This window comes from Limnobacter sp., from assembly GCF_964228395.1.
Lineage (GTDB): Bacteria > Pseudomonadota > Gammaproteobacteria > Burkholderiales > Burkholderiaceae_B > Limnobacter.
Genome location: NZ_CAXQZX010000122.1, coordinates 76,667 through 90,041 on the forward strand (window position 1 = coordinate 76,667; position 13,375 = coordinate 90,041).

The window sequence follows — 13,375 nt, forward strand, 5'->3', positions numbered from 1 at the left end:
GCGCTAAGCCCCTGGTGTTTGCAAGGCCTCGTCAAACAAGGTTTGCCATAGGGTTCGAATGGGCTTGCGCAGCACCATCATGGCGGGGTCGCTTGTTCTTGATTTGTCGTGCCCTGCCAGCCGCATGGCGTGTTGCTTGGCGCGCAGCATGCGGTATGCATCGGCCACTGCGTTGGCCAAATTCACCGGGATCAAGCCCAATTCCCCTGCGGTTTTTAACAAGGCGATATTGCCTCGGTTGCCGGTCAGTTTGGGGTGTTCATGGGCATGGCCCAGCACCAAGGCTTGAACAATAAACTCCACATCCACCATCCCCCCGACATCGTGCTTTACATCGAACAATTCCGAGTGGTTGGGGTGGCCTTCCAGCATTTTTTTGCGCATGGCCACCACTTCATCTTTGACGGTTTTCCATTGCCGGGGCAGGCACAAAATCTCATCGCGAAGTTTCTCGAACTTCAGACCGATGCTTGGGTCGCCCACGCAAAAGCGTGCACGGGTCAAGGCCTGGTGTTCCCAAAACCATGCGCCGACCCCGCCCTCTCGGCGCTGGTAGGCCTCGAAGGATTCAACGCTGCTCACCAACAGGCCCGCCTCGCCATTGGGTCGCAGGCGAAAGTCTGTTTCAAACAAAGTGCCAGCGGCCGTTTGGGTGGTTAGCCAGCGGTTAAACCGCTTGGCCAGTTGTGCGTAAAGGTCAGGGGCGCGGTCGTCGCTGTCGTCGAACAAAAAAATCATGTCCAGATCAGAGGCATACCCCAGCTCCTTGCCCCCATGCTTGCCATAGGCAATCACGGCAAACCGCGGTTTGGCCAAATGCCTTTTGGGCAAGTGCTCCCAAGCGCGCTCCAGCACCACTTCCAGCGTGCTGTCGGCCAACTCGGACAACAAATCCGACACATGCTCTACGGTCAGCAGATTTTCAAGGTCTTGGGCCAACACGCGGAACAACTGCGCGTGGTGCTGCTCACGCACCAGGTCCATTTGCCGTTCCAGGTCCGCTTGGCCATCTGGCAGGCGCGCTTGGTCCAGCATTTCGCGCAACTGCGATCGCCATTGTTCAAAGTTGGGTGGGGCCAGCAGGGTGCGACTGTCCAACAACTCGTCGAGCAGCAAGGGGTGTTTAATCAAAAAATTGGCTGCCCACGGGCTGGCTGCCAACATGCGACTCACCCGCATTCTTGCAATGGGGTATTCGTCCAGCAAGCTTAAGTAAGCGCCGCGCCGCGACACGGTTTCAATCAGGTCGCAGCAGTGCTTCCAGCAGGAGTCGGGGGCCGACGAGGCCCCGGCTGCCGCCAGCAGAGCGGGCATCACCCTGTCCACGCGCTCGCGGTGGGCAGGTGGCAGGGCCTGGTAGCGGCTCGATTCCACCAAGCGTTGATAACGGTCTTGCGCAGCTTGCGGGTTGGCGAAACCTTCGGTGAGGGTGTCTGCCCAAGGCAAGCTCAAATCCGGGGTTTCTTCGTCTTCCTGTTTGTCGCCAAACACCACATCAAAATGGGCAGCCACATGGTTCATGTGGCGCTTTAGGGCGCTCAAAAAATTGCTCGGGTCTTGGTAGCCCATGGCGCGCGCAATTTTAAGCACCTCGGCAGGCGAGGGCGGTAGCCGGTGGGTTTGTGCGTCGTCGACATATTGGAGGCGATGCTCCAGGTTGCGTAAAAAGCGGTAGGCGGCCACCAACCTGTCGTGGTCCTCTTGGCTTAGCAGGCCGAGGCTTACACATTCTTCAAGTACATCCACTGTGCGCCGTAACTGCAGCCGGGGCTCACGCCCGCCGCGTATCAGCTGGAAAGCCTGCGCAGTGAACTCAATTTCACGAATGCCTCCCCGCCCCAGCTTGACATGCACACTGCCCGGGTGTTGGTGCTCGCGCTTGTTGACCTCATTGCGAATTTGCACATGCAAGGCACGCAGGGCGCGAATGGCTCCAAAATCAAGGTACTTGCGGTAAACAAAGGGCCGAACAATATTGTTAAGATTGTCGATGGCGGTCTGGAAAGCTTCGTCCTGCCCGGAATGCACGGCCCAGTTGATGACCCGCGCCTTGATCCAGGCGTAACGTTCCCACTCGCGCCCCTGCACCACAAAGTATTCTTCAAGCATGTCCAGCGTGACCACCAAGGGACCTGCATCGCCATTGGGTCTTAGCCGCATGTCCACGCGGAATATAAAGCCCTCGTCGGTCACCTCTGACAACAGGCGGATCACCTTGCGCCCCAACTGGGTAAAAAACTCGGCGTGTGATTGGCTTTTGCCTTGAGGTCCGCCCAAGGTTTCGCCCTCGGTGCTGTACAAAAACACCAAGTCGATGTCGCTGGAGGCGTTCAGCTCCAAGCCCCCCAATTTGCCCATGCCCACCACCATCAGGCAGTCGCCATTGGCGGGTTCACCATAACGCTCTGCTTGCACCCGATGGGCAAAATTCAATGCGATTTGCACGGAGGCATCGGCCAAAAAAGACAAAGCCTCTGTGACTTCAAACAAATCAGCCTGACCCAGCAGGTCTCGTCGCATGATCTCGATCATGCTGCGTTGGCGCACCAGGCGAAGCTTGCTCATCAGGGTGGCCTCATCCTGCACCTCTCTAAGCTCTTGTAGCCATTGCTCGATGCAATTCATGAGCGGGTCATCGGGCTGGCTGGGCGTGAGCCATTCGGGGAAACGGTTTAGCCAGCGTTTGGCATATTCGGAGTGCGAGGGCCAAACCTGGTGCAGGAAATCTAGTGGGTCACTCATGGGGTTCCATCATTCTTCGATGCTTGGTTCTACAATAGCGTACTACAGCAGTGCATTTTCTGAAGGGTGATTCGTTTGCAGCAGCCTGCCGACCTTACGCAAGAAAAACCGGCCACCTCGCGGGTCGGGTTGCGTGCCGTGGGTCGCGCGTTGTTCTGGGTGTTGGTGGCCTTGTACGTGCCCCTGTGCCTGGCGCTCATCGGCCTGAAGTGGTGGTTGCTCCCAGAGATCGACCGCTACCGGCCCCAATTGCAAGGCTACCTGCAGCAGCAAACTGGCTTGCCCATTCAATTGGGCGAGTTGCAAGCACAGTGGAAAGGTCTGGGTCCCCAGGTGGTGGTTCGGCAAGTGGCATTGCGTACCCCGCAGGGCGACATTGGCATGGCCGCCACCGGCGTGCGCATGGACTGGTCCCTGCTCAGCCTGTTGACCTTTCGCCCACGGTTAAACAACCTTGAGCTTGAGAGCCCCGATGTGCTGATTCACCGCGACGCCTCTGGGGTGTTTCATGTGGCGGGCATGGCGCTTCAAGCCAGCGAGCAACAAGACAACCCCGCCCTGGATTGGTTGCTGGAGCAACGGCGCGTGTTGCTTAAAAATGGCCAACTGCGTTGGCGCGACGACACCGCTGAGTTCCCCAACGCCGTGGCCCACCGCGCGGAGTTTTTACTCGAAAACCAGTTTGGCAGGCATGAGGCGGGGCTGGTGTTTGAATTGCCCGACCTGGCTGCAACGCCAGTCAAGGCCATGGCTTCATTCAAAACCCCTTTGCTGGCCGCCCATGCCGGGGACTGGCGGCGCTGGCGGGGCACCTTGCACATGGATGCCGTGGTGGATCAAACATCGCCCTTGGAGTCGGTGTTTAAAACCCTGGGGCTGGATGTGGACCTCACCCAACCCCAAGGCCGGGTTTGGGTTGATTTTGACCAAGGCACCGTGCAGCGCACACTGCTGGATGTGCGTGTAGCGCGCTTGCGGTTTGCCAACCCCGAGGTTCAGGCCGCGCCTTTTGACATTACGCAAACCAGCGCCTTGGTGGAACTCGCAGGCGAGGGTGGCGTGTTTCGGCCATCCAGCGTGGCGCTCAAGCAACTCAAAGGCCAACTCACGGGCGAGCAATCATTTGGGCCATCCACCGTCATGCTTCAGCGCACCGATCAGCCCGAGGGTCAGGCTTGGGCGGTCCGCATTCAAAACCTGAACGCGGCGCACAGCAAGGCGGTATTTCTGGACCTGGCGCCCCACCTTGGGCTCCAGGAGCTGGGGGAGGAGCTTCGGCGCTATCAACTAGCGGGCACCCTGGATGATGTGCAATTGCGTTGGATAAAACCCCCCGGCGGGGCCAGCTTCGAATCGTTGCCGTTTAATTCGGATATCAACTTTTCGGGCCTCACCGTGCTGTATCAACCGGGCATCGGCGAGGGCCAGGCGCAGCAGCCCAGCACTGGGTTTACCAATTTGAGCGGTCGCATACGTGGCGACAATCTGGAGGGGCATTGGCTGTTACAGGCCGAGAATGCGGAAGTGGCCCTGCCAGAAATTTTTGAGTCGCAGCGGTTGAAGGTGGACTCGCTCACCGGCGAAGGCCAATGGAAAAATTTGTTCGCCCGCAACACCCCGGTGGAGTTCGCTATTCAAACGCTCAAGGCCAGCAACGCCGACCTGCAGGCTCAGGTTAATGGCCGGTATGTGTTTAACCCTGCAAAGTCTGATGAGGTGGAATTGCAGGGCCGACTACTGCGCGCCGACGTGGCGGCGGTGCCCAAATACCTGCCTTTGGTGGTGGGGCAAAGCGCGCGCGAATGGCTGCGCGAAAACCTCAAGGGCGGCGTGGCCCGTGACGGCGAGTTTGAGTTGAAGGGCAGCCTTGACCAGTTTCCGTTTTCTGAAGAACATACCGATGGCTTGTTTCGAATCAGCGTGCCGTTTGAACAGGGGGAGCTGACCTACGCGCCGGGTTGGCCTTTGATCAGCAAGGTGAGTGGCCAAGCCCTGTTTGAGGGCAAGCGCATGCACATCACCGCCGCCAGCGCAGAAACACTGGGTGTGCCCCTGGTCAATGTGCAGGCCCGCATTGACAACCTCGACGCTTGGGAGCCCATGCTGAACATCACTGGCCAGGGCAAGGGGCCATTAAAAAGCATGGTTGCTTTTGTAAACCAAAGCCCCGTGCGCCAAATCTTGAACGAGGCGCTGGTGGCCGCCGAGGTGGAGGGCGGAGCACAACTGGATCTAAAACTGGATATACCTATTGCAGCGCCCGAGAACACCCAGATCGAAGGCGACCTGGCCTTAAAGGGCAATGCCATCCGGCTGGTGCAGGCCATGCCCAAGGTGACGGGGGTGGATGGAAAAATCCAGTTTTCCAACAAAGGCTTGTTCATTGAAGGCTTGCAGGGTCAGGCCTTGGGCGGACTGGTCCAAATCAAGGGCAACACCGACGCCTCTGGGCGAATGGAAATTCGCGCCAATGGGCTGGCCCGTGCACCGGGCTTGGCCGAATACCTCAACCCGGCAGCCTCGCCTTATTTGGCTGGCGCCACCCCCTATGCCGTGGTGGTGAGCAGTCGCCAGGGAGGGGTCAACATTCAGGTAGACAGTCAGTTGCTGGGCCTGGAGGTAAAGCTGCCTCCCCCCTTCAAAAAAGACAAAGACAGCCCCTTGCCCTTTGCCTTGGTTCAAAACCCCATGGAAGCTGGTGAGCGGTGGGTGGTCACCTTGGGCACCGAGGCTCGCCCGGTGGCGCAAGTTCGAGCCCTGAGCAGTTATGCGGATGGTCAGAGCACACTCGACTCGCTTCAGTTTGCAGTGGGGGCTCCATTGGGGCCACCCTCCACAGGCGTGCAGGGCGAGCTGCGTTTGCCCAGTCTTAATCTGGACGACTGGAAGGGCGTGCTTGATCGCTTGGTGAATGTGCAGGCCGAATCATCCTCCAACCGCCTGGCGGCGCAAAGCTTGATGGGCATGTGGCTGGGCTCGGGTGATGGACCGGGCTTGCCCATGCGTGTGGCGGTACGCACCGACAAGCTCGGTTTTGGTAAAAAGAACTTTGAAGGGGTCAATGTGGTGGCCCGCACCATCGAGAAACGCTGGCAATTTGACATCAAGGCCCGCGGAGTGGATGGGTATTTGTCTTGGGTGTCGGATGCCCAGCGCCCAGAGGGCGCGGTCTTGGCGCGCTTTAAAACCCTCACCATTCCCAAAACCCTGGATGGGGATGTGGGCAGCATCGTGGAAGAACCCGTGTCCAGCATTCCGGCTTTGGACATCACCGCCGACAACTTTACCCTGAACGACATGCCCTTGGGGCGGCTTAAATTGGTGGCCGTTAACCAAACCCGCGATGAGCAGGTGCGTGCCACCTTGGGGCAGCGCCCGCGTGAGTGGCGCCTTGAAGAGCTGGTGCTTGAAAACCCAGAGTCGGTGACCCGGGCCAAAGGCATTTGGCAGTACGGTGTCAATTTAAAAAACCAACGCACCGATGTGGAGGTCAACCAAACCGTGAAAAATGCGGGCGGTTTGCTCAAGCGCCTGGGCATGGAGGGCGTGTTTCAGGGTGGTGAGGGTGAGCTGGTGGGCCGACTGCGCTGGGATGATGCACCGAGCAACCTGGATTACGGTTCCTTGGGTGGTCAGTTCAAACTGACCAGCCGCAAAGGGCAGTTTTTAAAAGCCGACCCCGGCGTGGCCAAACTGTTGGGCGTGTTGTCGCTGCAGGCCATGCCACGCCGATTCACGCTGGATTTCAAAGACCTGTTTTCGGATGGTTTTGCCTACGACACCATCGAGGCCGATGTGAGCCTGCAGACCGGCGTGGCCACCACGCGCAACTTCAAAATGGTGGGGCCCAGTGCCACCGTGTTGATGGATGGTTCGCTTGATCTGGAATCGGAAACCCAAAACCTGAATGTGGTTGTGCTGCCTGACTTGAATGCCACCGGCGGCTCGCTGATTTACTCTTTGATTGCAGCCAACCCGGCGGTGGGCATTGCATCCCTGTTTGCTGACTTTGTGCTGAAAGACCCGCTTTCGAAGATATTCTCTTTCCAGTACAAGGTGAGCGGCCCCTGGGCTGCGCCCGTGATTGAACGCGTGCGCAAGGGCACCAACGACACCCCCGCCAACTGAGGACTTTCGCATGCAAACAACATTGAACATGGCCGCTTTGCAAATGGTGTCTACCCCCGATGTGCAAGAAAACCTGGCCATGGCTGGCGAATTGATGCAGCAGGCGGCCAAGCAGGGTGCCAAGCTGGTGCTGCTGCCCGAGTACTTTTGCCTGATGGGGCAGCGCGACACCGACAAGCTAGCCATCGCAGAGGCCCATGGCGATGGGCCCATTCAACGCTTTTTAGGCGAGCAGGCCAAATTGTTGGGTTTGCACATTGTGGCAGGCACCATTCCCATTCAAAGCCCAAGCGCAGACCGGGTCTACAACACGTCCCTGGTCTTTCATCCCAATGGCAGCGGCAGTGCGCGCTACGACAAAATTCACTTGTTTTGTTTCAAACGGGGCGAAGAAAGCTACGACGAAGGCAAGGTGTTGCTGCCCGGCAGTACACCAGTGGTGGCCGATTGTGATGGATTCAAGGTCGGCCTGTCGGTGTGTTACGACCTGCGTTTTCCCGAGCTTTATCGCGCCATGGGGCCGGTTGACCTCATTGTGATGCCAGCGGCTTTTACCTACACCACTGGCAAGGCCCACTGGGAGGTGCTGATGCGGGCCCGCGCCATTGAAAACCAGTGCTATGTGCTGGCCTGCGGGCAAGGGGGCGTGCACCCCAGTGGCCGGCGCACCTGGGGCCACTCCATGGTGGTCAACCCTTGGGGCGAGGTGGAGCAGGTTTTGGAAGAAGGCCCCGGGGTGGTGATGGGCACGCTCGACCCTGCTAAGATACTTGATGTAAGAAACAGTTTGCCTGCGTTGCGCCACCGCGTGTTGCAGAACCCTCCAAGAGGATAGTCATGAAAGCAGTCGACCCCGCAATCTCTAACCTGGCCATTGCACAAAACCTGTTGTGGACCCCTTATGGTCTGGATGAGCAGCATGTGCACAAAGCCTTTTCCGAAATTTTTTCGCACAAGGTGGATTTTGCCGATCTGTTTTTTCAATACGGCTGCGTGGAGGGCTGGTCGCTCGACGAAGGCATGGTGAAGTCCGGCAGTTACAACATTGAGCAAGGCGTGGGTGTTCGGGCAGTCAGTGGCGAAAAAACCGCCTTTGCTTATTCAGACGACATCGCTCTCAAGCCCATTTTGGCTGCTGCAAAATCGGTCCGCGAAATTGCAAGCCTGGGCAAAACAGCCAACCGCAACCTGAAAACCGGCAAAGGGTTTAGCGACGCCCAAGCCCGGGCCCTGTACAGCCCGCTAAACCCCATACCCACTCTGACCAGCACCGAAAAAGTGGCCCTCTTGAAACGATTGGAGCAATTTGCCCGCAAACGTGACAAGCGGGTCAAGCAAGTGATGGCCAATATTGTCGGCGCCTACGATGTGGTGTTGGTGGCCCGCAGCGATGGTGTGCTGGCAGCCGATGTTCGCCCCTTGGTGCGTGTGAATGTCAGCGTGGTTGTGGAGCAAAAAGGTCGACGCGAAACCGGCTCCTCTGGCGCGGGCGGTCGTTATGACTTTGGTCACTTCACCGATGAGTTTTTAATGCACCATGCCCACACTGCAGTGGACCAAGCCCTGATTAACCTGGAAGCCAAACCTGCCCCAGCAGGCCTGCAAACCGTGGTGTTGGGCTCTGGCTGGCCCGGTATTCTGTTGCACGAGGCCATCGGTCACGGCCTGGAGGGCGACTTCAACCGCAAGGGCAGCAGCGCATTTTCTGGCATGATTGGCCAACGCGTGGCCTCCAAAGGCGTCACCATTGTGGACGATGGCACATTGGCCAACCGCCGTGGATCCCTGAACATCGATGACGAAGGCAACAAAACAGAGTGCACCACGTTGATTGAAGATGGCATTTTGAAGGGCTACATTCAAGACATCACCAATGCCAGACTCATGAAAATGCCCGTCACAGGCAATGGGCGTCGCGAGAGTTTTGCGCACTTGCCCATGCCTCGCATGACCAACACCTACATGCTCAATGGCGACAAATCCCCCGAAGAAATCATCGCCAGTGTGAAAGATGGCGTGTACGCCGTTAATTTTGGTGGCGGCCAGGTGGACATCACCAGTGGCAAGTTTGTGTTTTCGGCTTCGCTGGCTTACAAAATCGAGAACGGTAAAATCACCTACCCGGTCAAGGGTGCCACCCTCATTGGCAACGGGCCAGATTCGCTCACCAAAATCAGCATGGTCGGCAACGACATGGCTTTGGATGATGGCGTGGGTACCTGCGGCAAAGAAGGCCAAAGCGTGCCTGTTGGTGTGGGCCAGCCCACCCTACGCATTGATGGCCTGGTGATGGGGGGCACGCAGTGATGTGCTTTAGTGCTCGGGTGGGTTACCCCCGACCATTGATGATGTCGAACATTGCATGGTCCACCTGCTGACGATTCAACTGCCGCATTTCCCCCCCAGCCACCAGCCTGACGGTTGATGAATCGTCGGGCAACAATTGGTAGGCCATGCTCCAAGCTGACACATTTTTTGAGTCCAGTGAAATCACGCTGCTGGCCACCTGCAAGCCATGCCAGCGTTCAGCCAAAGCAGCAACTGCCTTTTCGGTGGGTGTTTTGGGTTGCTTAAAGCGAAGGCTGGTCGAGGGGCATGGGCCCTCGCCATTGATGGAGGTGAAAATATTCTGGGTGGCTTGCATGATGGATTGTTCAAAACACACGGGCACCTACGTGGGCTGCAAACTCACAAAGTTCCTTTGAATTCAGTGTGATGCACACAACAGCCAGCGCCAACTTGTTAATATTGCGGTCGACGCGCTTGCACAGCGGCCATGATTTGATTACATTGAAGAGATGAACACGTTTTTCGCGCACTCTTTTTATGCATTTTTTGGCTTCTTTGCCTGGTACGGGCAAGCGGCGGAAAAGGGTTGTGCCTAAAAAACACCAAGCGAACAAATCCCAAAACCGCCAGGCCTGAATCCCTGGCGGTTTTTTTTTAACCGATCCAGATACAACGCGACTTGCGCCAGCAGCATTCAGGAGAAATGGCATGAACACGGTAACCGACGACTTGAGAATTAAAGAAATTAAAGAGCTGACCACCCCTGCGGCTTTGATCGCAGAGGTGCCCATTACCGAAGCGATTGCCGAAACTGTGGCCGGTTGCCGCAATGCCTTGCACAAAATACTGCACGGTGCGGACGATCGATTGATTGTGGTCATGGGACCCTGTTCCATTCATGACACCAAGGCGGCCATGGAATACGCACACAAATTAAAAGCCTGCCGCGAAAAATACGCCGATGAGCTTGAAATCGTGATGCGCGTCTATTTTGAGAAGCCCCGCACCACCGTGGGTTGGAAAGGGTTGATCAACGACCCCGACCTGGACGGAAGCTTCCAAATCAACAAGGGTCTGCGCATGGCCCGCGAGGTGCTCCTGAACGTCAATGGCATTGGGCTGCCCGCAGGCACCGAATTTCTTGACATGATCACACCGCAATACATTGCTGACCTGGTAAGTTGGGGCGCCATTGGTGCACGCACCACCGAGAGTCAAATTCACCGTGAACTCTCCAGCGGCTTGAGCTGCCCGGTGGGTTTTAAAAATGGCACCGATGGCAATGTAAAAATTGCTGTGGACGCCATCAAGGCTGCCCAGCACCCGCACCACTTTTTGAGTGTCACCAAAGAGGGACGAAGCGCCATTGTGAGCACTGCCGGCAATGAAGACTGCCACATCATTTTGCGCGGTGGCAAAGCACCCAATGACGATGCAGCCAGTGTAGAGGCCGCTGCTGCTGACATTGGCAAGTCCGGATTGGCCGCGCGCATCATGATCGACGCCAGCCATGGAAACAGCAGCAAAGTGCCCAAAAACCAAATTGGCGTGTGCGAAAACATTGCCGAGCAACTGGCCGCCGGGGACCGCCGCATCATGGGCGTGATGGTTGAAAGCCATTTGGTCGAAGGTCGCCAAGATCTGGAGCCCGGCAAGCCCTTGACCTATGGCCAAAGCATCACCGACGGCTGCGTAGGCTGGGATGACAGCACCCAGGTGCTGGAAACATTGGCGCAGGGCGTTCGCAAACGCAGGCTTGCCCAAGCGGTGTAAGCCAATTCAAACTCAGCGGGCGCCCATGCCAAACCCTGGGGCCCGCTACCTGCTTGGTTTCCCCATGGCTTTGCGTACCAATTCGAGCCGTTCCTGCGACGCGGGGTGGCTGCTCAAGTAGGCTCCCAAGCCACCACCTGCACTGGGCCCATCCAGGGTTAAAAGCACGGTGTACAGCTCTTCGAGGTGTTTTAGGTCTCTCCCCTGCTGCTTAAAGCGATCGATCGCGAACGCATCGGCAGCCACCTCAAAATCGCGGCTGTGCTTTTGGTTAAGAAGGTCGGTTGTGAAGAGCGTGAGCAAAAGAGAGGTGTCGCCGCTAAACGCCAAAAGCAGGGTGGCCGTGGCGGCATTTTGGATGAGTGCTTGTAGGCTGTGGCGCAGCACAACATGCCCAATTTCATGGGCCAGCACGCCCATGACTGCATCATCAGACAACAACTCCGCCAGCTCATCGGTGAGTACGATGGTGCCGTTGGGCAGCGCAAATGCATTGGGCGCACCGGGTAAACTGCGGAACACCAGTTGAATGTGCTTTTGTTCGCTTTTCCCCTCCACCAGCAGCTCTAGGGCCTTTTGCAGGGCATCTTGCCGGGCTTTGGGTATCGTGCTGGGCTGGAAATAATATTGGTCAAGGATGGGCATGACATCCTGAAACATGCGATTGATCACCTGTTGTGGCACAGCCACCGCGCCCCAAGAGGCCAGGCCGGGCAGGGCATAAAAATACAACACAAAAGCCACCAGCAGGGCGGCGCAACTGGCGGCAACCCATCGCCAGGGCTTGAGCAACGTTTCTTCAAACCATGTGGGTTTTAGTAGCCCCCAGCCCTGCAAAGTGCTCTGGCACAACACCGCATCAAACTGCAGCGTTGCGCCGTTCGGCAGCTCAAACACCAAGGGTGCATTGGCCAATATTTCTGGTCGTTGAAGCGTCGCACAATCAAACGTCAAGATGCGCCCGCCATGTTCAAAGATCAGGCAGTCGAGGGTCTTCTTGACCTCCACGGTGTGGCAGGTGGGGGTTACACCGTCGCAATACTGCGCACTCAGGCAAATATGATCAAGCTGTGGTGTGCTCACAGGCCCAGGTCCAGCCCCAGGGTGTCGCCCATGCTGTCTCCATAAGCTTTTTGCTTGGCCTGTTGCGTTTGCACAATATGGTCAATGCTGCCAGCGGGTTTAAATGCCATGTTTTTTATTCGGTAACGAATCGCCCGAATACGGGCAAATGGGAGGTAAAGCCCCAGTGTGAGAATAATGAGCACCCAATTACTGATGTGTATCCAGGTGGCGCGAAGGGGTTTGGCCTGGCTAGAAAAGCGATGCCCGCCCTCCAGTTCCGTGTTGTTCCAAAGCAGGTTGTTGATGGCCGTTTTTAGGTAGGCCAACACCGCAAAAATCAAAAAGTAAAACAGAAAAACAAACAAGTACAAGGTCATCACCAAAGGGCTGAATCCCATTTGTGGTCTAGCTTGACCGGGCTCTTCCCATGTTGGGTCTACGGGCGACTCGGATGGTGTGTCCAGGTGTTGCTTGTCATCAAGATTGCTTGCGGGCAAGGCCTGTTGCAAGTCGCGAAAACTTGCATCGAGGGCATGAGTGCTGGCGATAACGCCTGCTGCCATGATGACCGCCGCCAGCAGGCCACCAACAAAGTAAGTGATCAACGCCACACGGTTGAATCGCTCAAAGCTGACTTGGGTGTTCAGGCTGGCGCTGCCGTATTGCACGTGGTTAAAAATAAACAGCCGAAGCCCTCGAGTAAACGCGGTAAGCACGGTCACCGTGGCCACAAATAGCACCATAAAACCCAGGGCAATGCTTAGCAGGCCGGGTTCCTGTGCGTTGATCAGAGCTCCCATGAAGCCGCTAAAACCCAGGGTGGTGAGTACTGCGAGCCCTGTAGCCAGAGCAATCAAGATTGCCTTGCCCAGGCTTGCATAAGCACTTTTTACCGTGCCTGTGAATGCGAACCTTAAATTTGCATAACTGCAGTGGGCCAAGTGGAAGCGCAAACCGAGCACCACAAACACGGGCAGCAAAGCCAGCACAATCACAAAAACCAAGGCACCAAGCGCAGGAAACAACGCCCCACCCAAGGCATACGAGGCCACCACGGCCATCACCAACAAATTGCCCTTCAGGATGGCGACAGGTTTCGCATGGTATTCAAATCGTTTGCCGTCCAGCTCGGTGCATTGGTAAAAATAGCGCCGGGTTTTAACTTTGGCCCAAGCGGCATAGATGCCAAGCGTGGCGATGGTTAGGGCGAGGCTCACAATCCAGATCTTGAAATAGTCTTTGCCCCGGCCATGAAAGGCAAAAGGTTGAGGTGGGTGGGTGTGTAGGGACATGAGGGCTATCGTTTTGAGCAGTAAACCCGTTACGTGGTGGAGGTGCGCCCCGAAGTTCATTCGCAAACGGGCACAGCCATGTGCAA

General features: G+C 57.0%; 9 protein-coding genes. 4 read left to right on the top strand and 5 right to left on the bottom strand.

The features are described 5' to 3' along the window. Nucleotides 1-3 precede the first annotated feature (3 nt). Nucleotides 4-2,742 carry a bifunctional [glutamate--ammonia ligase]-adenylyl-L-tyrosine phosphorylase/[glutamate--ammonia-ligase] adenylyltransferase gene (glnE, locus tag ACEQU8_RS10270; protein ID WP_370263370.1) on the bottom strand — a complete coding sequence of 913 codons (2,739 nt, stop codon included), beginning with the start codon at nucleotides 2,740-2,742 and terminating at the stop codon, nucleotides 4-6. A 66-nt stretch (nucleotides 2,743-2,808) separates the two neighbouring features. Between glnE and ACEQU8_RS10275 the strand changes: the two genes are divergently transcribed. The 3 genes from ACEQU8_RS10275 to tldD are packed head-to-tail and all read left to right on the top strand — an operon-like array spanning nucleotide 2,809 to nucleotide 9,177. Next, nucleotides 2,809-6,870 carry a YhdP family protein gene (locus ACEQU8_RS10275; RefSeq protein ID WP_372521239.1) on the top strand — a complete coding sequence of 1,354 codons (4,062 nt, stop codon included), beginning with the start codon at nucleotides 2,809-2,811 and terminating at the stop codon, nucleotides 6,868-6,870. Between the two features lie 10 nt (nucleotides 6,871-6,880). Then, the gene (locus ACEQU8_RS10280; RefSeq protein WP_370263373.1) at nucleotides 6,881-7,705 is read left to right on the top strand and encodes a carbon-nitrogen hydrolase family protein; all 825 of its coding nucleotides are present in this window, start codon (nucleotides 6,881-6,883) and stop codon (nucleotides 7,703-7,705) included. Between the two features lie 2 nt (nucleotides 7,706-7,707). After that, nucleotides 7,708-9,177 (top strand): metalloprotease TldD, encoded by a 1,470-nt coding sequence (gene tldD / locus ACEQU8_RS10285; RefSeq protein ID WP_370263374.1) that lies wholly within the window; start codon nucleotides 7,708-7,710, stop codon nucleotides 9,175-9,177. Nucleotides 9,178-9,199: 22 nt separating this feature from the next. On the opposite strand, the gene ACEQU8_RS10290 is transcribed toward tldD, so the two are convergent. Together ACEQU8_RS10290 and ACEQU8_RS10295 are read right to left on the bottom strand one after the other, a co-directional pair. Further along, nucleotides 9,200-9,514: a hypothetical protein gene (locus ACEQU8_RS10290; protein ID WP_370263376.1), complete on the bottom strand. Its 315-nt coding sequence runs from the start codon at nucleotides 9,512-9,514 to the stop codon at nucleotides 9,200-9,202. 10 nt (nucleotides 9,515-9,524) lie between these two features. Further along, nucleotides 9,525-9,869 (bottom strand): hypothetical protein, encoded by a 345-nt coding sequence (locus ACEQU8_RS10295; protein ID WP_370263377.1) that lies wholly within the window; start codon nucleotides 9,867-9,869, stop codon nucleotides 9,525-9,527. Here ACEQU8_RS10295 and aroG point away from each other — a divergent pair. Further along, the gene (aroG, locus tag ACEQU8_RS10300; RefSeq protein ID WP_370263378.1) at nucleotides 9,868-10,932 is read left to right on the top strand and encodes a 3-deoxy-7-phosphoheptulonate synthase AroG; all 1,065 of its coding nucleotides are present in this window, start codon (nucleotides 9,868-9,870) and stop codon (nucleotides 10,930-10,932) included. The genes ACEQU8_RS10295 and aroG overlap by 2 nt on opposite strands. A 45-nt stretch (nucleotides 10,933-10,977) precedes the next feature. Here the strand turns inward: aroG and ACEQU8_RS10305 are convergent, their stop codons facing one another. Both ACEQU8_RS10305 and ACEQU8_RS10310 read right to left on the bottom strand, forming a co-directional pair. Continuing rightward, nucleotides 10,978-12,015, bottom strand: a complete 1,038-nt coding sequence (locus ACEQU8_RS10305; protein ID WP_370263380.1) for a M48 family metallopeptidase — start codon at nucleotides 12,013-12,015, stop codon at nucleotides 10,978-10,980. Then, nucleotides 12,012-13,289 (bottom strand): YjgN family protein, encoded by a 1,278-nt coding sequence (locus ACEQU8_RS10310; RefSeq protein WP_370263381.1) that lies wholly within the window; start codon nucleotides 13,287-13,289, stop codon nucleotides 12,012-12,014. Before ACEQU8_RS10310 ends, ACEQU8_RS10305 begins: the two co-directional genes overlap by 4 nt. Nucleotides 13,290-13,375 lie beyond the last annotated feature (86 nt).